This is a genomic window from Pseudomonas sp. S30_BP2TU TE3576, from assembly GCF_050436025.1.
Lineage (GTDB): Bacteria > Pseudomonadota > Gammaproteobacteria > Pseudomonadales > Pseudomonadaceae > Aquipseudomonas.
On the sequence record NZ_JBNDLK010000001.1, the window covers coordinates 4,779,208 to 4,800,743 of the forward strand.

A 21,536-nucleotide genomic window follows, 5' to 3' on the forward strand; every position below is an offset into this window, starting at 1 on the left:
ACCCGGTACCCTGTGGGAGCGGGCTTGCCCGCGAAGAGGCCCTTCCACACACCGATAAAACCGGGCTTATTCCCATAAACCATAAGCACCATACTTTGCGTGATATGGCCTCGGTCGGTTTGCCGGTATGATAGTCGCCCCCGCAGTCTGGATTGCGAATACGCCATGACCTTGCAGTACCCAACCATCGCCGATTGCGTCGGCAACACTCCGCTGGTCCGTTTGCAGCGCCTGCCCGGCGCCACCAGCAATACCCTTTTGCTCAAGCTCGAAGGGAACAACCCGGCGGGTTCGGTCAAGGACCGTCCGGCGCTGTCGATGATCACCCGCGCCGAACTGCGCGGGCAGATCCACGCTGGCGATACGCTGATCGAAGCGACCTCGGGCAACACCGGGATCGCCCTGGCCATGGCCGCTGCGATCAAGGGTTACAAGATGATCCTGATCATGCCGGACAACTCCAGCGCCGAGCGCAAGGCGGCCATGACTGCTTACGGCGCCGAGCTGATTCTGGTCAGCCAGGAGCAGGGCATGGAAGGTGCCCGTGACCTCGCGCAGAAGATGGAAGCCGAAGGTCGCGGCAAGGTACTGGATCAGTTCGCCAACGTTGACAACCCCGAGGCGCACTACACCACCACTGGTCCGGAAATCTGGCGCCAGACCCAGGGCACCATCACCCATTTCGTCAGCTCCATGGGCACCACCGGCACCATCATGGGCGTGTCGCGCTACCTGAAAGAGCAGAACGACAACGTGCAGATCATCGGCCTGCAACCGATGGAAGGCTCGGCGATCCCGGGCATCCGCCGCTGGCCGCAGGAATACCTGCCGAAGATTTATCAAGCTGATCGCGTCGACCGGATCGTCGACATGGCCCAAAGCGAAGCCGAAGACGTAACCCGTCGTCTGGCCCGCGAAGAAGGCATCTTCTGTGGCGTGTCCTCGGGCGGTGCCGTGGCGGCAATGCTGCGCCTGTCCAAAGAAGTTGAAAACGCGGTGATCGTCGCGATCATCTGTGACCGTGGCGACCGTTACCTGTCGACCGGCATTTTCGACGCGCCCAACTGATGGCCAAACATGAAAGAGGCCTGCGCTTCCAGCCCACCGGCGGCAGCAAGGCCCCGCAAATCCCGACCGGCAAAAAGCAGCGCCTGAACATCGAGCGCCTGGCCAATGACGGTCGCGGCATCGCGTTTTTCGAAGGCCGCACCTGGTTCGTCATCGGCGCATTGGCCGGTGAAGAGATCGAGGCACGGGTGCTCGGTGCCCACGGCAAAGTGGTCGAGGCGCGCACCGAACGGGTGTTCAAGGCCAGCGAGTTGCGTCGCCCGGCACTGTGCGCCCATGCCGGTCGTTGCGGTGGTTGCAGCGTGCAGCATTTGCCTCACAACGAACAACTTGCCCTGAAACAGCGCATGCTCGCCGAGCAATTGTCTAAAGTCGCCGGTGTCGAGCCCGAGGAATGGGCCGCGCCATTGAGTGGTCCGGAGTTCGGCTACCGTCGTCGCGCCCGCGTCGCGGTGCGCTGGGACATGAAGGCGAAAAAACTCGAAGTCGGATTCCGCGCCGCCGGCAGCCAGGACATCGTGGGCATCGATGAATGCCCGGTTCTGGTACAGCCCTTGCAGCCGATTATGGCCCGCTTGCCGGAGATGCTGCGGCGCTTGAGCAAACCTCAGGCACTCGGGCATGTGGAGTTGTTCAGCGGCTCGACGTTGGCGGTTTTGCTGCGGCACATGGCGCCGTTGTCCGACGCCGACCTGACAGTTCTCAAGGATTTCTGCGCGTTCCACGAAGCCCAGTTGTGGCTGCATGGCGACGGCGAACCGCAACCGGTCGAAGCGGGTCAGTCATTGGGCTATCGTCTTGAACAGTGGGATCTGGAACTGGCTTACCGGCCAGGAGATTTCATCCAGGTCAACGCCGGGGTCAACGAAGCGATGGTCGCCCAGGCACTGGACTGGTTGAAGCCGACAGCCGATGAGCGCGTACTCGATCTGTTCTGCGGCCTGGGCAACTTTGCCTTGCCACTGGCCAAGGCTGCTCGCGAAGTGGTGGCGGTGGAAGGTGTGCAGGTGATGGTCGATCGTGCAGCGGCGAATGCGGCTAGCAATAATCTGCATAACGCGAAGTTTTTTCAGGCCGATTTATCCCAGCCTTTGACGGACGCCAAATGGGCCGCCGAAGGCTTTTGTGCGGTACTCTTGGACCCACCGCGTGACGGTGCTTTCGAGGTTGTGCGCAAGCTCAAGACCCTGGGCGCCGAGCGATTGGTGTATGTGTCGTGCAATCCGGCAACCCTGGCGCGCGACACGGTCGAGTTGATCAAGCAGGGCTACCGGTTAAAACGTGCCGGGATTCTCGATATGTTTCCTCAAACGGCACATGTCGAGGCCATGGCGTTATTTGAAGCGAGCTAGGATGCTCGTCTGGTCCGACTGGCCCGCCCGTGCAGCCGCGCACCGAGCCCGACGTGGGCACACAGGCAACGAAGGTCAGCGATTTGACGCATTGAATCTGCGTCGTAGGGAAGGTAAGCAAGATGGTACAGGTGAGAGCACACCAGCCGATCAACACCGACGGCAGTATCAATCTCGAGGCTTGGCTCGATCACGCGGTAAGTGTCGATCTGGCACTGGATCGCGAAGCCTTGAAGGAAGCCTGCGAGTACGCTCGCGAGGCTGAGCAGCAAGCCAATGCGGCACAGAATCTATGGTCGGAAGGCAACTCGACTTTCCGTACCGGCCTTGAGATCGCCGAGATTCTCGCCGATCTCAAACTCGATCAGGATTCACTGGTCGCCGCGATCCTGTATCGAGGCGTACGCGAAGGCCAGATCAAGTTGCCGGCCGTCAGCCAGCGCTTCGGTCCGGTGGTGGCCAAACTCATCGACGGCGTGCAGCGCATGGCCGCGATCAGCGACAGCCTGAGCCCGCGCAAATCCCTGGTGCTGGGCACCCAGGGCCAGGTGGAAAACCTGCGCAAGATGCTGGTGGCCATGGTTGACGACGTTCGCGTCGCCCTGATCAAACTGGCCGAACGCACCTGCGCCATCCGTGCGGTAAAAACCGCCGATGACGAAAAGCGCAACCGCGTGGCCCGTGAAGTCTTCGATATCTATGCGCCACTGGCCCATCGCCTGGGTATCGGCCACATCAAGTGGGAACTGGAAGACTTGTCTTTCCGTTACCTGGAGCCGGACCAGTACAAGCAGATCGCCAAGTTGCTCCATGAGCGGCGACTGGATCGCGAGCGCTTCATCAGCGACGTGATGAGCCAGCTGAAAAACGAATTGCACGCCACCGGCGTCGATGCCGACATCAGCGGCCGGGCCAAGCACATCTATTCGATCTGGCGCAAAATGCAGCGCAAGGGCCTGGAGTTCAGCCAGATCTACGACGTGCGTGCCGTGCGCGTGCTGGTGCCGGAGATGCGCGATTGCTACACCGCGCTCGGCATCGTCCACACCCTGTGGCGGCACATCCCGAAAGAGTTCGACGACTACATCGCCAACCCGAAGGAAAACGGCTATCGCTCGCTGCACACCGCGGTGATCGGGCCCGAGGGCAAGGTGCTGGAAGTGCAGATCCGCACCCACGCGATGCACGAAGAAGCCGAGCTCGGCGTGTGCGCGCACTGGCGCTACAAGGGCACCGACGTCAAGTCCGGTTCCAATCACTACGAAGAGAAAATCTCCTGGCTGCGTCAAGTGCTCGAATGGCACGAAGAACTGGGCGACATCGGTGGCCTGGCGGAACAGTTGCGGGTCGATATCGAGCCTGACCGCGTCTACATCTTTACCCCGGACGGCCACGCCATCGACTTGCCGAAGGGTGCGACGCCGCTGGACTTCGCCTACCGCGTACACACCGAAATCGGTCATAACTGCCGTGGCGCCAAGATCAACGGGCGCATCGTACCGCTCAACTACAGCCTGCAAACCGGTGAACAGGTCGAGATCATCACCAGCAAGCACGGCACCCCGAGCCGTGACTGGCTGAACCCGAACCTGGGTTACGTCACCACGTCGCGGGCGCGAGCGAAGATCGTTCACTGGTTCAAGTTGCAGGCTCGTGACCAGAACGTCGCGGCCGGTAAAACGCTGCTTGAGCGCGAGCTCAATCGCCTCGGTCTGCCGGCGGTGGATTTCGACAAGCTGGCCGACAAGGCCAACATGAAAACCGCCGAAGACCTGTTCGCCGCCCTCGGCGCCGGGGATTTGCGCCTGGCGCAACTGGTCAACCTGGCGCAGCAACTGGTCGAACCAGAACGCGGCAACGAACAGCTGGAACTGATTCCACGCAAGGCCACCGGCTACAAACCGGGCAAACGCGGCGATATCCAGATCCAGGGCGTCGGCAACCTGATGACCCAGATGGCCGGCTGCTGCCAACCGTTGCCGGGCGATGCAATCGTCGGTTACATCACCCAGGGCCGCGGCGTGAGCATTCACCGCCAGGACTGCGCCTCGGTGCTGCAACTGGCCGGGCGCGAACCCGAGCGAATCATCCAGGTCAGCTGGGGGCCGGTACCGGTGCTCACTTATCCGGTGGACATCGTTATCCGTGCCTACGACCGTTCCGGTCTGCTGCGTGACGTGTCGCAGGTGCTGCTCAACGAGCGGATCAACGTGCTGGCGGTCAACACCCGCTCGAACAAAGAGGACAACACCGCGCTGATGTCCCTGACCATCGAGATTCCGGGGCTGGATGCATTGGGGCGGTTGCTGGGGCGAATCTCCCAGTTGCCGAACATCATCGAAACCCGGCGTAACCGTACGCCTTGATGAACAGCGCCGATCCACTGTGGGAGCGGGCTTGCTCGCGAAAGCGGTGTGTCAGTCGACAACGGTGTTGCCTGATACTCCCTCTTCGCGAGCAAGCCCGCTCCCACAGGGTCCAGTAGAGTTTGATAAATGTATTCACTTGAAGACCTGTTGCACCTGATGAACCGCCTGCGCGACCCGCAGTACGGTTGCCCATGGGACATCAAGCAAACTTACTCCACCATCGTCCCGCATACCCTTGAAGAAGCCTACGAAGTCGCTGATGCCATCGAGCGCGGCGACTTCGATCAACTGCAGGGTGAGTTGGGCGATCTGCTGTTCCAGGTGGTTTATTACAGCCAGTTGGCCCGGGAAGAAGGGCGCTTCGAGTTCGTCGGCGTGGTCGACAGCATCACCCGCAAGCTGATCCGCCGTCACCCTCATGTGTTCCCCACCGGTGACCTGTATGCGCCGCTGGATGTCCCGCGCCTGAGTGAAGAGCAGGTCAAGCAGCGCTGGGAAGAGATCAAGGCCGAAGAGCGCGCGGAGAAATCTTCGGCACCCGAGCAGTTGTCGTTGCTCGATGATGTTCCGGCCGCACTGCCGGCGTTGTCCCGTTCGGCAAAATTGCAGAAGCGCGCGGGGCAGGTCGGGTTCGACTGGCCGGACGCTTTGCCGGTGCTCGATAAAGTGCGTGAAGAGCTCGACGAAGTCCTCGAAGCCATGTCGGAAAACGATCCCGAGGCCGTGGCCGACGAGATCGGCGACCTGCTGTTTTCCGTGGTCAATCTGGCGCGGCATCTCAAGGTCGATCCGGAAACCGCATTGCGTGGCGCCAACGGCAAGTTTGAAAGACGCTTTCGTTTTATCGAACAGGCATTGCGCGACACCCGTCGTCCCATGGAAGATTGCACCCTCGAAGAGTTGGACGCCTTGTGGGGCGAAGCCAAACGTCAGGAAAAGAATTTGCCCAGCTGCGGTTGAGCAGTGGCCTAAGTGAGTAATAAGCACCATGAGCATTTCCCTTCGCGACCAGTTGCTCAAAGCAGGGCTGGTCAACCAGAAGCAGGCCAAGCAGGTCAGCAAAGACAAGCAGAAACAACAACGCCTGGCCCACAAAGGCCAGATCGAGCTGGATGACTCCCAGCAGCGCGCGGCGCAGGAAGCCATGGCCGAGAAGGTCAAGCGCGACCAGGAACTCAACCGCCAGCAGCAGGAGAAAGCCGAGGCCAAGGCTCGTGCCGCGCAGGTCAAGCAATTGATCGAAGTCTCGCGCCTGCCGAAACTGACGACCGAGGATTACTACAACTTCGTCGACGACAAGAAGGTCAAGCGCATCAGCGTCAACACCCTGATGCGCAACAAGCTCAGCAGCGGTTCGCTGGCCATCGTGCATCACGCTGGCGGCTACGAAGTGATTCCGCGCGAGGCGGCATTGAAGATTCAGGAGCGCGACCCACAACGCATCGTGCAGCTGAATGTGCAGACCGAAGAAGTCAGTGTCGAGGACGATCCGTACGCGGCCTACAAGATTCCTGATGATCTGATGTGGTAAACCACTGAAGGCTGCAACAACGACAAACCCCGCTCATGGCGGGGTTTGTCGTTTTCAATGCTGTTAATGCTTACAGGGACGGTTCAGGCGGAGCGTCGTTCTCGTTGCTGCTCGAGTGTTTCCAGTTCGGCCTTGTAGTTTTGCGCGTCAGTCTCGGAATGGAACATCCCGACCAGCAGGTCTTGTTGATGCACGTCCCAGATCCGGATACCGGCGGCTACACCCTCGTGGGATTTATGTGAATCGTCGCGTTCAGTTACTTTTACAGTCATCTGCTAGCTCCAATCTCTGTTATCTGCAGCAAGGCATGTGCAGGCCTCTTTTATAGGGTTTGGTAGCTTGCTAAGTAAATGACTGAGTTCGGTAAGGGTTTTTTGCAAAAGCGGAAACAGTCCTGCAGCCCGCTAAACGCGCGACATTCAGTCGCAGGGCTTTTGGTTTCATGACAAAAGCTTCATGTTGGAAGCGCCGAAAATCCAGTGTCGAGCACTGGAACTGTGGGAGCGAGCTTGCTCGCGATGGCGGTGGATCAGACGGCAATGATGTTAATTGACACTCCCTCATCGCGAGCAAGCTCGCTCCCACAGGTCTTGCATCTGTTCTGGGTTTTTCTCAAGGCAAAAAAAAACGCCCCGAACCAGTCGGGGCGTTTTCATGTGCGGCTTGGCAGCGGGAAATTACTTTCCTTCCCAGCGCTTCAGTACCAGCGTGGCATTGGTGCCACCGAAACCGAAGCTGTTGCTCATCACGGTGTTGATGGTGGCGTTTTCGCGGGTCTTGGTCAGTACCGGCAGATCGGCCACTTCAGGGTCCAGCTCGTCGATGTTGGCGGAGCCGGCAATGAAGTTGCCTTCCATCATCAGCAGGCAGTAGATCGCTTCGTGAACACCGGCGGCGCCCAGGGAGTGACCGGACAGGCTCTTGGTGGAGCTGATGGCCGGAGCCTTGTCGCCGAACACTTCACGCACACCTTTCATTTCCGCGACGTCGCCGACCGGAGTCGAGGTGCCGTGGGTATTCAGGTAGTCGATCGGGGTATCGACGGTGGACAGTGCCTGCTGCATGCAGCGGATCGCGCCTTCGCCGCTCGGGGCAACCATGTCGTAGCCGTCGGAGGTCGCGCCGTAGCCGACGATTTCCGCGTAGATCTTCGCGCCGCGGGCCAGAGCGTGTTCCAGCTCTTCGACCACGACCATGCCGCCACCGCCAGCAATGACGAAACCGTCACGCTTGGCGTCGTAGGCACGGGAAGCTTTTTCCGGGGTTTCGTTGTACTGGGTGGACAGGGCGCCCATGGCGTCGAACAGGAACGATTGGCTCCAGTGTTCTTCTTCACCGCCGCCGGCGAAAACGATGTCCTGCTTGCCCAGCTGGATCTGTTCCATGGCGTTACCGATGCAGTGAGCACTGGTGGCGCAAGCGGAGGAGATCGAGTAGTTCACACCCTTGATCTTGAACGGCGTGGCCAGGCAGGCGGAAACGGTGCTGCCCATGGTCCGCGTGACGCGGTACGGGCCGACGCGCTTGACGCCTTTCTCGCGCAGGATGTCCAGTGCTTCCATCTGGTTCAGGGTCGACGCGCCACCGGAGCCGGCGATCAGGCCGGTACGCACGTTGGAAACCTGCTCTTCGGTCAGGCCGGAGTCGGTGATGGCGTCTTTCATGGCCAGGTAGGCATAAGCTGCCGCGTGGCCGACGAAGCGATAAATCTTGCGATCGATCAGTTCTTCAAGGTTGAGGTCAATGGAGCCGGAAACCTGGCTACGCAGACCCATTTCGGCATATTCCGGGTTGAACCGGATGCCAGGGCGGCTTGCACGCAGGTTAGCGGAGACGGTCTCTTTGTCATTGCCCAGGCAAGAAACGATGCCCAGACCAGTGATAACGACGCGGCGCATGCGGATAACCCTTAGAAGTTGTCAGTGGAGGTGAACACGCCGACCCGGAGGCCTTCGGCGGTGTAGATTTCGCGGCCGTCGACAGTGACCGAACCGTCGGCGATGGCCAGGTTCAGCTTGCCCTTGAGGACGCGTTTGATATGGATGTTATAGGTGACTTTCTTGGCGGTCGGCAGGACCTGGCCGAAGAATTTCACTTCGCCCGAACCCAGCGCACGGCCACGGCCCGGCAGGCCTTGCCAGCCCAGGAAGAAACCGACCAATTGCCACATGGCGTCGAGGCCCAGGCAGCCCGGCATTACCGGATCGCCTTCGAAGTGGCAGGCGAAGAACCACAGGTCCGGAGTGATATCCAGCTCGGCGACCAATTCACCCTTGCCGTACTTGCCACCTTCTTCGCTGATCAGGGTGATGCGGTCAACCATCAGCATGTTCGGGGCGGGCAGTTGCGCGTTACCAGGGCCGAACAGCTCACCGCGACTGCAGCGCAGCAGATCTTCCCGGGTAAAGGCGTTTTGTTTGGTCATGCGAGCTCCTCAATAGTCCCATGCGGCAGGTGGGGCAAATCTTCCCGGCCGATCGAAGCGTTCATGCCTCGAACCGGCAGCCTACTCATAGACTATTGCGTTGTGGTGAAAGTCACAGCACCAAGGACATGAATGTACACTTGTGCACTGAAATTATTATTCAAGCCCCTTTTCGGGCCTGTTCGGGTGCTTAAGACTGCCGCACTTTCGCCTTTCACGCCAGTCACAGATGCTCGAAAGGCCTGTACTACTGCACCCAGCGCTGCAGAATTTGCTGCAGATCAGTCCGTTTGAAGGGCTTGGCCAGGTAATCGTTCATCCCCGCCGACAAACAGGCTTCGCGATCGCCCTGCAAGGCGTTGGCGGTCAGGGCGATGATCGGCAGGTCGGAGCACCCGGGCAGTTGGCGGATCTGCCGGGTGGCTTCATAGCCATCGATGATCGGCAAGCGGCAATCCATCAGGATCGCTTCGAAAATCAGGCTCTCGGCGCTGCGTATCGCCTGAGCGCCGTCGGTGGCAACACTGACCTTGAAGCCCAGACTGCGCAACATGGCTTCGATGACCGTCTGGTTGACCGGGTTGTCTTCGACCAGCAGCACATTGCGCCCTTCGCCGCTGCTGTTGCCGGTTTGCGCGCGCGGGGTCAACAGCGGCTGCGTCTGCTGATGCAGTGCCAGCGGAATTTCCAGGGTGAACACCGAACCGCGGCCTTCCTCACTCTGCGCGCGCAAGGTGCCGCCCATGCGCTCGGCGAGGGTGCGGGCAATTGGCAGGCCCAGCCCGGTGCCGCCGTAACGCCTTGAAATGGAGCTGTCGGCCTGCTGGAAGGCGTTGAACATCAGTTCCAGACTTTGCGCCGGAATGCCGATACCGCTGTCGCGCACGGTGCAGGTGAACCACAGCAACTCGTGGTCCAGCGACTGCCACTGCGCCTCGAGGGTGATGCGGCCCTGCTCGGTGAACTTCAGTGCATTGCCGATCAGGTTGACCAGTATCTGCCGGATACGCGTCGGGTCGCCCTTGACCTGCAAGCCGCGCATGTCGTCGGGGATCTTCAGTTTCAAGTCCAGGCCGCGTTGCGCGGCACTGTGCTGGAACGACTGGGCGCAACTGCCGATCAGGTCGGCGAGGTTGAATGGAATGTGTTCCAGTTCCAGCTCCGAACGTTCGATCCGCGAGAAGTCCAGGATGTCGTTGATGACCTTGAGCAAGTGCTCGGTGGATTCCGAGGCCAGCGCCGCGTATTCCAGCTGTTCCTCGGTCATGTCGGTGGTTTCCAGCAACTGCAGCATGCCCAGTACGCCGTTCATCGGCGTGCGCAGTTCATGGCTCATCATGGCGAGGAAGTCGGATTTGGCGTTGTTGGCCTTTTCTGCTTCTTCGCGGGTCTGGATCAGCTGCGCCATGGCCTGATGCTGTTCGCGGCTGGCCTGTTCGAGACCGCTGGCGAGGTTGTTGATGTGTTGCGACAGCGCCCCCAGTTCGGTGTCATCGACAATCGGCAGCGGTGTTTTGTAGTCGCCGTCCTGAATCGCCTTGACCGCATTGCCGATATCACGGATCGGTTGCGACAGGCTGCCCGCCAGACGCCGGGCCACGAGGAAGGTAAACAGCAGGGCAAACAGCGCCAGAATGGCGGCCTTGAGCACGATTTCCTGCTGGCGCTGGCTGAAGGCATCATTGGACAGCCCGACGATCACCCGCCCGAGATAGTCTTCGGTGGGGGCTGCGTTGGCGCTTTTGCTGCTCTGGAAAAAATCATTCTGCAAAGCGATGCGCTGTAGCCGTATCGGTGCCTGGAACACTTCGACCTGTTGTGCTCGATTGTGAGGTTCGCTTGGTTGCTCGACGTACACCAGAACCCGGTTGGCGCTGTCCTGGATTTCCAGAAAGCGCACATTGGGCGTGGCCAGTGTCGCCTTGAGCAAGGTTTCGAGCACTTCGCTGTTGCCCGAAATCACTCCGTATTCGGTAGCGGGGGCCAGTTGATTGGCGATCAACTGGCCGGTGTGGGTGATTTCCTGACGCAGATCCTGGATGCGCACGAACGTGAAGAAGCTGATCAACAACAAGGTCAGCAGCAAAGCAGGGCCGAGGCTGATGAGTTGGGTACGGGTGTTGATGTCCCAGCGACGGCGAAAGTTCATGGACGGCGTTCTCCTTCAGCCAGCAGTGTGGCGACAGACGCTTCGTTTATCTGCTCGAGGCCCAATGAGCGCGCTACCTGCGGGTTGCTCGCAACTTTGAATCGATGGGGGTAATGCGTGCGCGGCCAGGTGGCCGGTGGCCGGTCGAGCAATTCGTCGACGACCGCCAGCCAATCACTCTGATCGCTGTAGGTGCTGGCCAGGCTCCCGGCCTTGACGAAACCCGCGTTGGGGCCGATCAGCGCCATTTGCCGTGAGTAGCTGCTCAGCAGCAGATTCTTGGCGGTTTGCGGGTTGTACAGCTCGGCATCATCCAGGCCCAGCAACACGTCGCTGTTTTTCAACAAGGCCTGTAACGGACGGCTGTCGTGAATGTCGTCCCAACGCTGGGTGACCACCTCAAGACGCAAGGGGAGGGCGGCCTGACGCAGCTCATTCAAGAGGAATTCGCTGTGGTTGTCGTAGAGCACGCCGATGCGTTGGGCTTGAGGCAACAGGGCGCGGGTCAAGCGCAACTGGCGGTCCAGCGGTGGATCGCTCCATAGCAGGCAAAGGCGCGCAGGCAACGTGTTGTTCAAGCGTTGCCGGGCTTGCAGGCGGCTGATGCGCAGTACCAGTGTCGCCGGGCCCTGGGCGTCCTGCAGGCGCCAGTCGAGGCTGGGCAGGTCGAGCAGTATCAAGCGGATGTTTTCCGGCAGCTTATCCGGTATCGGCAAGCTGGCCAGTGCCTGGAATCGTACATTATCGCCCGGTCGCAACTCGCTCAGGGCCTGGGTAAACGCCCGCACACCGGGGGTGTCTTCGGCCCCTGTGAGCAAAATGTCGGCGGCGTTACTCGCCAGGCTGTTCAGCATGCCGCATAACGACAGGCAAAGTGCGGCCAGCAGCCGGCCCAGGGTCGGCATTCTGCTGGCCGGACGATGCGGCATCTTAAAGCTCCAGCTCCGCACTGAAATACATCACGTGGCGCTGGTCATAATTGTTATCGATGAAGGTGGTCGGCTGATTGTCCAGCCGTTGCTGGAGCACTCCGGCCAGTTCCAGGCTGGCCTTGCCCAGGCCGATACGCTTGGCGATGCGCGCATCGACCCGTTCGAAGCGGTAGCCGTTGAGGGCGTCATCCCCATAGTAGAAAAGCGCACTGTTCCAGCCCCGGCCCCAATCGCGCATCCACCCGGCGGAACCGCTATTGCGTGCAGTCTGTTTGGCATCCAGCGGGTTGCTGGCGTCGGCATCGACGTAGGCATAGGTCAGTCGCAGGCGATCGAGGCTGCCGACACGCCAGTCGAGCTGGGTTTCGCCCCCCGAAAAACGCGCCTTGTTGGCGTTGCTGGCGATGTACTGATTGTTGCGCAGCGGTTCACTGATCATGCCGGTGATTTCGTCGTGGAACAGCTTAACGTCGAGCGCCAGCCCCGGTTCGGGAAAATAGCCGTTGTAGCCGAGTTCCCGGGAGCGCATGTGCTCTTGATCGAGGTTGCCGGGGCCACGGGTCTTGACGAAATAACGGGCACTGGACTGGCCAAAGGCACCGGGCTTGAGGTTGGTGACTTGATAACTCCAGTTGACGTTGTTCTCGAACATGTCCGGCGAGCGGATGGCCTCGGAGTACACCGCACGCAAGCCGTGGCGCGGGTTGATCAGGTAGTTGACCGCCACGCGGGGTGTCAGCGAGCTGCCGATCAACCGGGTATCTTCGAACATGGCGCCACCTTGCAGCAGCCAGTGTTCGGTGGCACGCCACTCGAACTGGCCGAACGCCCGCCAGATCGTGTCATCGAGAGTGCCATTGAAATAGGTTTCGGAATCCGCCCGGTCGTAACGATAGTTTATCCCGCTGACCAGCCGCAGGTTATCGGCAAGGCTCAGAGTGTCCTGCAATTCGAGGTCGTAACGCGATTCCCGGGTGCTCTGGTCGATGTCGCCGCACACGGTCTGGCTCGCGCCGTTGCGCCATTGATCGAGAACCTGGTTGGCCAACGCCTGCTCGGCGGGTGTACCGGCCGGCGCACCGGGATCGATGAAACGCGTGATGTTGCGGGCCAGGCGTTCGGTGTAGTTCGGGTTCAATTGCCAGAGTTCGGTCAGTTGCGGGCTGAACGATACTTCTGCGTCGCAGGCCCGCCAGGTTTGCTGGCGATCCCAGTGTTGGGCCGAACCCTGGATATAAAGGCTGTGATCGGGATTGATATCGAGGTTCCAGCGCAATGACCCGGCATAGTCCTTGGAGGTGACGTCGGAGTCGTCGCCCGCGCGGGTAATCCCCGGGAACACCGGACTGTAGGTATAGGGTCGTTGGTTGGTGCCGTCCTTGGCATTCAATTGCCAATCAATACTTTGCTGTGCATTGAGTGTCTGGCTGACGGCGAGGTTGAAACGGTTCAAGCGTCGGCCGTCGTGGTAGTCGGCACCGGTGCGGTCACTGTCGAAACCGTCGTCTTGCTGGCCGGACAAGGACAGGCGCAAGTCGCCATCCTCCCAGCCCACGCCCTGGCTGGCGTAAAAGTCGTTGATGCCGCGTTGGCCCTGGATGACTTTCATGCGCGTACCGTGACTGTCGGCCGGCCGCCGGGTAATGATGTTGACCACCGCCATCAGGGCATTGGCGCCGTAGCTGACGGTATTCGGCCCGCGAAAGACTTCGATGCGCTCGATGTCTTCCATGGCCACCGGAATGTCACTCCAGTCCACGGTAGCCAGGCCGGCGCGATACACCGAGCGCCCGTCGATCAGCACTTGCATGCGCCGGGCTTGAGTCGCGTTGGTGCCGTGGTAGTTCACCGCGGCCTGGTTGCCACTGATGTTGCCGACCATCATCCCCGGCACCAGGCGCAGCAGTTCGCTGATGTCGCGGGCGCCACTGGCGTGGATCAGGGCGCTGTCGATCACGGTCATGCTGCCCGGAACGGCAGCCGGCGACTGCTTCAGGCGCGTGGCCGTGAGCACTTGCGGCAGCGGTTCGCTGTCCAGGAACAAATCGTCGGCCAGTAATGGCGGGCTGAAAATCAGCGCCAGTACCAAAGGCGAACGCGGTGAAGGATAACCCGGAGACACAACACGTTCCTGTCAGTGATTGAAGGCGCGCATGTTAACCGAGCCGAATGACTTTTCCATTCACGATGCCCGCATTTTCCTCGGATTTGTTGGTCTTCTTCCCGCGGGAGCCAGTATTTGACGTCGGGGCTGGCCGCCAAGGGGCCGCCCCGTATAATGCCGACATCGCCACTGGTATGGATTAACGGATTGCATATGACTGAACAGCGCCCAATTGCGGTCCTGGGAGGCGGAAGTTTTGGGACCGCCGTGGCCAATCTGCTGGCCGAGAACGGGCATCAGGTCCTTCAGTGGATGCGCGACCCCGAACAGGCCGAGGCCATTCGGGTCAATCGCGAGAACCCGCGTTACCTCAAAGGCATCAAGATCCTGCCCGGCGTGACGCCGGTCACCGACCTGCAAGCCACCCTGGATGCCTGTGACCTGTGTTTCGTCGCATTGCCCTCCAGCGCGCTGCGCTCGGTGCTGGTGCCGCACGCCGAACGGTTGACCGGCAAATTGCTGGTGAGCCTGACCAAAGGCATCGAAGCCCACACGTTCAAACTGATGAGCGAGATCCTCGAAGAGATTGCCCCGCAGGCGCGCATCGGCGTCCTGTCCGGACCCAACCTCGCCCGTGAAATCGCCGAACACGCGCTGACCGCCACGGTGGTCGCCAGTGAAGACGAAGAACTGTGCCAGCAGGTTCAGGCCGCGCTGCACGGCCGCACCTTTCGCGTGTACGCCAGCGCCGACCGTTTCGGTGTCGAGCTGGGCGGGGCATTGAAAAATGTCTACGCGATCATCGCCGGCATGGCGGTGGCGTTGGGCATGGGGGAAAACACCAAGAGCATGCTGATCACCCGGGCATTGGCGGAAATGACCCGCTTCGCGGTGAATCAGGGCGCCAACCCGATGACCTTCCTGGGACTGGCGGGCGTGGGCGATCTGATCGTGACCTGCTCGTCGCCCAAGAGCCGTAACTATCAGGTCGGCTTCGCCCTCGGCCAGGGCCTGAGCCTGGACGAGGCCGTCACACGCCTGGGCGAAGTCGCCGAAGGGGTCAACACGCTTAAAGTGCTCAAGACCAAGGCCCAGGAGGTTGGCGTGTACATGCCGCTGGTCGCCGGGCTGCATGCGATCCTGTTCGAAGGCCGTACGCTGGAACAGGTCATCGCTCTGTTAATGCGTGGCGAGCCGAAAACCGATGTCGACTTTATTTCCACCAGTGGTTTCAACTAATCACACTTGCCAGAAAAGCATGGAGTTGCGCATGAACGATCCGAAAGTAGAAGCCAAATACGAATCCATCCTGCTGCGCGTGTTGTGGATGATCGTTTTCGTGCTGGTGTGGCAAGTGGCGCAGTTCATCCTCGGCGCCGTCGTGCTGGTGCAGTTGATCTATCGTTTGTTCTATGGCGCCCCGAGCGCCAGCCTGATGAATTTCGGCGACAGCCTGAGCCAGTTTCTGGCGCAGATCGGGCGTTTCGGCAGTTTTCACAGCGACCAGAAACCCTGGCCGTTCGCCGATTGGCCGACGCCGCGTACGCCGGAAGGTGAAGCGCCGCACGTCGTGGCACCGGCACCGCATTCGGCCCGAGATGAGGAACCCAAGCTATGAAACTCTGGGTATTGCGTCATGGTGAAGCCGTTCCGCACGGTGCCCGTCCCCACGATTCGGAGCGGGAACTGACAGACCACGGTCGTGAGGAGGTGCTGCGCAGCGCCGCGCTACTGATGGGCCAACCGCTGACGGCGATCTACGCCAGTCCGTACCTGCGAGCGCAGCAGACGGCGCAACTGGTGCGCGAAGCACTGGGATTCGAACCGGAAATCCGCACCGTCGAATGGCTTACCCCGGAAACCGATCCGGACAAAGTGGCCGAGCAGCTCGTATCGGTGAGCAACGTCCTTTTGGTCAGCCACAACCCGCTGGTGGGGCATTTGTTGAGTTACCTGCAACATGGTGCCGGGCATCCGCCGGAAAAAGTCAGCACCGCCGGGTTGGCCGAACTCAAGGGTGATGAGTTACTAGTCGGCTCGATGAAGCTCGACAGCATCAAGCACCCTTAGCCAGCCCTTTCAAAGGACACAGCTTGACCTGAAGACGGCGCTGAACACTGTGGGAGCGAGCTTGCTCGCGATAGCGGTAGGTCAGTCAATAACTTTGTTGAATGTGAGTCAGTCATCGCGAGCAAGCTCGCTCCCACAGATGTAGAAAAATTTTGAATGAAATAGTCAACCAAGCACTTGCTTGGTTGACTACGCTTGCTCCAGACCAAAATCACAGGAGCGAGTCGCATGTCTGCTGCTTTTCGTTTGCCGCTGGACGTTTTCTACGAGCGTGAAGCCCGTCATCCCCGCCAGCGCTTTCTGGTCCAGCCTGTCGCAGGCGCCCAGGTCGAGACGTTGACCTGGGCGGACGTCGGTCATCAGGCCCGTTGCGCGGCTCACTGGTTACGGGCACGGGAACTGCCGCAGGGCAGCCATATCGCGCTAATCTCGAAGAACTGCGCGCACTGGATCATTGCCGACCTGGCGATCTGGATGGCCGGGCATGTGTCGGTGCCGTTGTACCCCAACCTCACCGCCGAATCGGTTTGCCAGGTGCTTGAACACTCGCAAGCGACGCTGGCGTTCATCGGCAAGCTCGACGACTGGCCCGGCATGTCCCGTGGCGTCAGCCCCGACCTGCCGACCATCAGCCTGCCGCTGCATCCTCCCGGCGACTTTGATTTCAGTTGGGACGACCTGCAACGCAGCTCGCCGATCCAGGACGATCCCAAACCCGCCGCCGATCAACTGGCGACCATCATTTACACCTCCGGCACCACCGGCCTGCCCAAGGGTGTCATGCACAGCTTCGGCACTCTGGGATTCGCCACCACCCACGGCACTTCGCTGTTCGGCCTCAACGAGTCGGACCGGTTGTTGTCCTACCTGCCGCTGTGCCACGTTGCCGAGCGGATGTTCGTCGAACTGGCGTCGATCTATACCGGCCAGACGGTGTTCTTCGCCGAGAGCCTGGACACCTTTCTCACCGATCTGCAGCGTGCACGCCCCACCGCGCTGTTTGGCGTGCCGCGCATCTGGACCAAATTCCAGATGGGCGTGTACAGCAAGATCCCGGCAAAACGCCTCGACTTCCTGCTCGGCCTGCCGATCATTGGCAAGCGGGTCGGGCATAAAGTCCTGGCCGGGCTCGGGCTGGATGCATTGCGCATCGCGTTGTCTGGCGCGGCGCCCGTTCCGCAGACCTTGTTGATGTGGTACCGCAAACTGGGGCTGGATGTGCTGGAGGTCTACGGCATGACCGAGAGTTGCGGCTATTCGCACATCTGCATGCCGGGCCAGAACAAACCGGGCTGGATCGGCAAACCGTGCCCGGAAGTCGAAGTGCGGATCGCCGAGACGGGGGAGGTCATGGTGCGCAGTGGCGCGACCATGCTCGGGTATTACAAGGAACCGGAAAAAACCGCCGACACCATTACCGAGGACGGCTTCCTGCGTACCGGCGACAAGGGCGAGGAAGACGCCGAAGGCTATCTGCGCCTGACCGGGCGTCTGAAGGAAATCTTCAAGACCAGCAAAGGCAAATACGTGGCCCCGGCGCCGATTGAAAATCGCCTGGCCGTGCATTCACGCATCGAACAGGTCTGCGTAGTGGGCGATGGCTTGAGCGCACCGCTGGGCTTGTGCGTGTTGTCGGCGGTCGGCCAGCAGGATGCCGACGGGGCTGCCCGCGCCGGCTTGCATTCCAGCCTGGAAAAACTGCTGGAAGAGGTCAACGGCGCCCTCGACAAACATGAGCGACTGCGCCGCCTGGTGGTGGTGAAAGACAGTTGGGCGGTGGAAAACGGCTTTCTCACCCCGACCCTGAAAATCAAGCGCAACGTGATCGAAGCAGCTTATGGCGAGCGCTTTGAAGAATGGAGCGAGCGCAACGAAGCGGTGCTGTGGCAGGATTGATCCACGAACAAAACCAACAAGGAAACTCTGCGATGAGCCTGTGGCGCACCACTCCAAACATCGAGCAGTTGAACGCAATCCAGAAAAACACCATCGGCGAAGTGCTGGACATCCGTTTCGAAGCCTTCGACGAGGAGTCCCTGTCCGCCAGCATGGTCATCGATCACCGCACCCATCAGCCTTACGGCTTGCTGCATGGCGGTGCCTCGGTGGTACTGGCCGAAACGGTCGGGTCCATGGCCAGCTACCTGTGTATCGATGCCAGCAAGTTCTATTGCGTGGGCCTGGAAATCAACGCCAACCATTTGCGCGGCCTGCGCAGCGGGCGGGTGACGGCGGTGGCCAAGCCAATCCACATCGGCCGCACGACCCATGTCTGGGACATTCGCCTGACCAGTGATGAAGGCAAGGCCAGTTGCGTGTCGCGGCTGACCATGGCGGTGGTGCCGCTGGGGGAGAATCCGCCGGTGCGTTAGGGCTAGCTCGAAGCACGGGAGCTGAACGTTGTCATCCTGATTTCGTCGCTATTGGGCATGTCCGGGTGCCCCGTCCACTCCCTGTTCGGTGGGGTGAAGTGGTCCAGTATGAAGTTCGCATTGGCAGACCTGAACAGCGCGGCAACGCCGCGCTGCACGTGTTGTCCCAAATACGTTCGGGCTTCAGTGGGAGTTGCCATTGTTGCGGCGGTTCCCATCCGCAAATTGACGTTTTCAATCGCGCTGGTCAGCGGGTTGAAAATAAACGTCAGAGAGGCGGTCAAGGTTGCCCCGGCGGTGCGCGTAGACCAGCCATATATGACCTCCCAGAAATTTGGCATGGATAGCCGATTGGTACCTGATGCGTACGTTCCTGCGCGCGACGCATTGATAGTGACGATAGATGCCCCATCAAGACCTTCGACGACAGCACTGATGGCTACTCCGGCTAAAGGAGATAGTTCTGCTCGAATGGCGCCACCGCTAAACAGCAATGCCCCGTAGACACCTGTGCGCAGGGCCGTCGCAACACCGGACGGCGCGAGTGTGAGTCTGGGACCAAGCTCTGCGGAGACTCGTTGCCCGGTTTCCCTGGTCAGGTTTCCAGGCACACTGCTAATGACGCCGATGGCCACGACATTCAATGCACCGGGGTTGCTCATATAGGAATAGAGGGGAGCCGCTGCGCCCGCTGTTGCACCCAGCACACCACCGAGCGTCGCCCCGATCCATTGCGCGGTACGGCTGTTGCTGTAACGGGAAACGATGTTGCTTCCCGCACCCATCCCCATCGAACCGCCGGCCAATGCCCCCACCACTGAGCCTGCCACGGTCAAGGCGAGGTTGGAGCCTGGGTCCACGGTTTGACCGTCTGCGTCGTCAGGCCGTGTTGCCCATTGTGTCATTGCCTGTGTCGCAAAATACCGGACAGTTCCCCCCGCCAAGGCACTCAGCCCGTCACGCGCAAGCGTTGCGCCAGCAGCGTTAAACACTTCACCGACAGTGATCAGCCCCTGAAAGTCCACGTGTCCAATTGGATTGCCATGCACCATGGCATACAGGTTCAAGCCATCGGCAACGCCTGCCGGGTCCGGATTCAACCACCGCTGACACCACGGCACGTAATAACGAAACCCGTAGTAATACAACCCGGTGGCATCCCGTTCCTGCCCTGAATAGCGCAGTGTTTTGTAGTTGGCTTCCAGTTTGTTGCGCCCGGCCCACCAGCAGGTTCCGCCATAGGGGTAGTAACTTTCCCGGGAGATGAGCAAGGCCGCTTCGTCCAGTTCCAGGGCGCTGGAGCCCAAATGATCGGTAAAACCGTAGCGATGCTGGTTCTGGGGAATGCCGGCTGGCGGTTCAGTCTGCCAGTGCAAGATTTGCACCGTGCTGCGTCCGGCCTTGATCGTCACGACGTGGAGTGTCTCGTCGGCAGACGTGCGGACTTCCACTCCCGGCAAGTAACGGGTTTCGTGGGTGCGGGTCAATGCGCCGGTGTAGGCCTGACGGATTTTTCGCTGACGCTGGCCACTGCCGTCGTACACATAAAACTCGCAATCGTCCGGTTCATCTTCACGCACCACCTGATCGACCTGGCGCAGTTGGTTGCGCAGATCCCAAAGCAGAGTTTGCCCGGGTTGAAGCCCGGTACGGTTGCCATTGAGATCATGACCGATGGCAATTTCCTGTTCGTCGGGCAGTTCGCCATCGGGCTTTTCGGGCAGGCTGCGATTGCTGAACCGGGCGACTGCCGTGCGTTCGGTACGGCTGGCGCTGTCTGCCTGATGCTGCATGACCTTCAGGTTACCGGCTTCATCGTAGGTGTAGATACGCGTGTAATTTTCCAGTTGTCCGGGATCGGTGGCGGGCTGGAAATCCGGTAGCTGTGGTCCACCCGGCGCGTTGCGCAATTGCCGGCCACTGGCCTCGATCAGGCGGTAGAGGCTGTCGTAGCGGTAGCGATTGACTGGCTCGATGCGCTGGTTGCGGTGAAAGTGAGTCGCTTCAGCGCCGTCGGTGATGCAGGTGATATTGCCCACAGCGTCGTATTCGTAAGTCAGATCTTGCAAGGCCGGTTGCCCTGTTACATGGGCTTTGAGGTGTTCCAGTCGGCCATCGTCAGGTCGATAAGTCGCCCATGAAATAACGCCGTTTCCCGCACATTGTCGTTCTATCTGGCCGAAGGCGTTGTACTGAATGTCCCGGACCAGCGCCGTTTCCTCTGCCAGCCCGGCGAGTTTCAGACGAACCTCACGCAGTTCGGCTGCACAGGTATGAAGGAATGTCTGCCGGTTGCCCAATGCATCGGTCTGGGTGACGGGCTCACCGGCGGCGTTGCAATGAAGGCGAGTGATGGCTGGCGCGTTCTCCAGCAAGGCGTCGCGTTCAGGCACTGACTCGGGCCAGTCCACCGGCCATTGCGGATCGGCGATAAAGGTGCGGCTTTGCTGTAGCGGCGTAGCGTTCAGACTGAACTCGGTAACGAGCAGGGTGCCGGCGCTGTCGTCGTGCCGAATCAACTGGCCGCGCAGGTTATGGCTGGCATCGGCGTCGTTATCGGCATAGGTGAAACGTGCGATGCAGCGTTCCGCGCCTTGCCACGCACGCTCGAACGTAGCGACCGGGCGGCGCTGAGGGTCATAGTCCACTCGGCTCTGGCTGAGTTTCTGATCCCAGCCTTCAACACTTTGCCCGTGCGCGCCGGGCAACCCCAGGCGCCAACCGGCGTCACTGTTTTGCGAAAGCACTACAGTGCCCGACAAACTGAAAATGTTGTGCTGATTGGCGGCCGTCTGACCGTCTTGATGCAAACGGAACAGGCGTGGATCACGAGTCAGAACAGCGCGACCGGCGCCGTCATATTCCTGCTGAATGATGCAAGGCTGTGGTGCCTGCGCATTCTCGCGACGGTGATACGCCACACCACGCACGCTCAGCCGGCGAGGGTCAAATACCTGGATGGCGGGAGTGTTGGCGTGGGTCATCGTGAGATTGCCTGTGACTTGGTGGAACAGTCCTTCTTATCTGCTTGATACCGGTTGGCGGTCAACTGTCAGAAATAACAGGCGGTGTCCGCAGTGGCGTCATTGCCACGGCGGGTGTGTCATCATTCCTGGCAGTTACGGTCATTGCTGCAGGACGCGGTCTTGCGGACAATCAACACC

17 protein-coding genes are annotated in these 21,536 nt (G+C 60.4%); 10 read left to right on the plus strand and 7 right to left on the minus strand.

Annotation, left to right across the window (positions count from 1 at the left end; genetic code table 11):
* Positions 1-165 precede the first annotated feature (165 nt).
* The 5 genes from cysM to ABIA48_RS21810 all read left to right on the plus strand — a co-directional run bounded on the left by cysM (position 166) and on the right by ABIA48_RS21810 (position 6,320).
* The gene (gene cysM, locus ABIA48_RS21790) at positions 166-1,068 is read left to right on the plus strand and encodes a cysteine synthase CysM (RefSeq protein ID WP_429491247.1); all 903 of its coding nucleotides are present in this window, start codon (positions 166-168) and stop codon (positions 1,066-1,068) included.
* Positions 1,068-2,420 (plus strand): 23S rRNA (uracil(1939)-C(5))-methyltransferase RlmD, encoded by a 1,353-nt coding sequence (gene rlmD / locus ABIA48_RS21795; RefSeq protein ID WP_429491249.1) that lies wholly within the window; start codon positions 1,068-1,070, stop codon positions 2,418-2,420. The genes cysM and rlmD overlap by 1 nt, the downstream gene beginning before the upstream one ends.
* 122 nt (positions 2,421-2,542) lie before the next feature.
* Complete coding sequence (gene relA / locus ABIA48_RS21800; RefSeq protein ID WP_429491251.1) at positions 2,543-4,786, plus strand: GTP diphosphokinase; 2,244 nt, start codon at positions 2,543-2,545, stop codon at positions 4,784-4,786.
* Positions 4,787-4,915: 129 nt separating this feature from the next.
* A complete protein-coding gene (gene mazG, locus ABIA48_RS21805) occupies positions 4,916-5,749 on the plus strand; it encodes a nucleoside triphosphate pyrophosphohydrolase (protein WP_429491253.1) in 834 nt (277 codons plus the stop codon).
* 28 nt (positions 5,750-5,777) lie between these two features.
* Positions 5,778-6,320: a DUF2058 domain-containing protein gene (locus ABIA48_RS21810; RefSeq protein WP_007988773.1), complete on the plus strand. Its 543-nt coding sequence runs from the start codon at positions 5,778-5,780 to the stop codon at positions 6,318-6,320.
* Between the two features lie 83 nt (positions 6,321-6,403).
* Here ABIA48_RS21810 and ABIA48_RS21815 read toward each other — a convergent pair whose 3' ends face one another.
* From ABIA48_RS21815 to ABIA48_RS21840, 6 genes are all read right to left on the minus strand, one after another.
* Positions 6,404-6,592, minus strand: coding sequence for a hypothetical protein (locus ABIA48_RS21815; protein ID WP_204934034.1), 189 nt, complete (start codon positions 6,590-6,592; stop codon positions 6,404-6,406).
* 405 nt (positions 6,593-6,997) lie between these two features.
* A complete protein-coding gene (gene fabB, locus ABIA48_RS21820) occupies positions 6,998-8,218 on the minus strand; it encodes a beta-ketoacyl-ACP synthase I (RefSeq protein WP_218427369.1) in 1,221 nt (406 codons plus the stop codon).
* 11 nt (positions 8,219-8,229) lie between these two features.
* Positions 8,230-8,745 carry a 3-hydroxyacyl-[acyl-carrier-protein] dehydratase FabA gene (gene fabA, locus ABIA48_RS21825; RefSeq protein WP_003179264.1) on the minus strand — a complete coding sequence of 172 codons (516 nt, stop codon included), beginning with the start codon at positions 8,743-8,745 and terminating at the stop codon, positions 8,230-8,232.
* Between the two features lie 247 nt (positions 8,746-8,992).
* Positions 8,993-10,894 (minus strand): ATP-binding protein, encoded by a 1,902-nt coding sequence (locus tag ABIA48_RS21830; protein WP_429491256.1) that lies wholly within the window; start codon positions 10,892-10,894, stop codon positions 8,993-8,995.
* Positions 10,891-11,823 (minus strand): ABC transporter substrate-binding protein, encoded by a 933-nt coding sequence (locus tag ABIA48_RS21835; protein ID WP_429491258.1) that lies wholly within the window; start codon positions 11,821-11,823, stop codon positions 10,891-10,893. Before ABIA48_RS21835 ends, ABIA48_RS21830 begins: the two co-directional genes overlap by 4 nt.
* A 1-nt stretch (position 11,824) precedes the next feature.
* Positions 11,825-13,948 carry a TonB-dependent receptor plug domain-containing protein gene (locus ABIA48_RS21840; RefSeq protein WP_429491260.1) on the minus strand — a complete coding sequence of 708 codons (2,124 nt, stop codon included), beginning with the start codon at positions 13,946-13,948 and terminating at the stop codon, positions 11,825-11,827.
* A 195-nt stretch (positions 13,949-14,143) separates the two neighbouring features.
* Between ABIA48_RS21840 and ABIA48_RS21845 the strand changes: the two genes are divergently transcribed.
* From ABIA48_RS21845 to ABIA48_RS21865, 5 genes are all read left to right on the plus strand, one after another.
* On the plus strand, positions 14,144-15,169 hold the full coding sequence (locus tag ABIA48_RS21845) for an NAD(P)H-dependent glycerol-3-phosphate dehydrogenase (RefSeq protein ID WP_429491262.1): 1,026 nt from the start codon (positions 14,144-14,146) through the stop codon (positions 15,167-15,169).
* A gap of 31 nt (positions 15,170-15,200) precedes the next feature.
* Positions 15,201-15,548, plus strand: coding sequence for a DUF4389 domain-containing protein (locus ABIA48_RS21850; protein ID WP_429491264.1), 348 nt, complete (start codon positions 15,201-15,203; stop codon positions 15,546-15,548).
* Positions 15,545-16,000, plus strand: a complete 456-nt coding sequence (gene sixA / locus ABIA48_RS21855; protein ID WP_429491266.1) for a phosphohistidine phosphatase SixA — start codon at positions 15,545-15,547, stop codon at positions 15,998-16,000. The genes ABIA48_RS21850 and sixA overlap by 4 nt, the downstream gene beginning before the upstream one ends.
* A 228-nt stretch (positions 16,001-16,228) precedes the next feature.
* Positions 16,229-17,896 carry an AMP-binding protein gene (locus tag ABIA48_RS21860; RefSeq protein ID WP_429491268.1) on the plus strand — a complete coding sequence of 556 codons (1,668 nt, stop codon included), beginning with the start codon at positions 16,229-16,231 and terminating at the stop codon, positions 17,894-17,896.
* Positions 17,897-17,928: 32 nt separating this feature from the next.
* A complete protein-coding gene (locus ABIA48_RS21865; RefSeq protein ID WP_007988794.1) occupies positions 17,929-18,372 on the plus strand; it encodes a hotdog fold thioesterase in 444 nt (147 codons plus the stop codon).
* A 2-nt stretch (positions 18,373-18,374) separates the two neighbouring features.
* Here ABIA48_RS21865 and ABIA48_RS21870 read toward each other — a convergent pair whose 3' ends face one another.
* Positions 18,375-21,356 (minus strand): RHS repeat-associated core domain-containing protein, encoded by a 2,982-nt coding sequence (locus ABIA48_RS21870; protein WP_429491271.1) that lies wholly within the window; start codon positions 21,354-21,356, stop codon positions 18,375-18,377.
* Positions 21,357-21,536 lie beyond the last annotated feature (180 nt).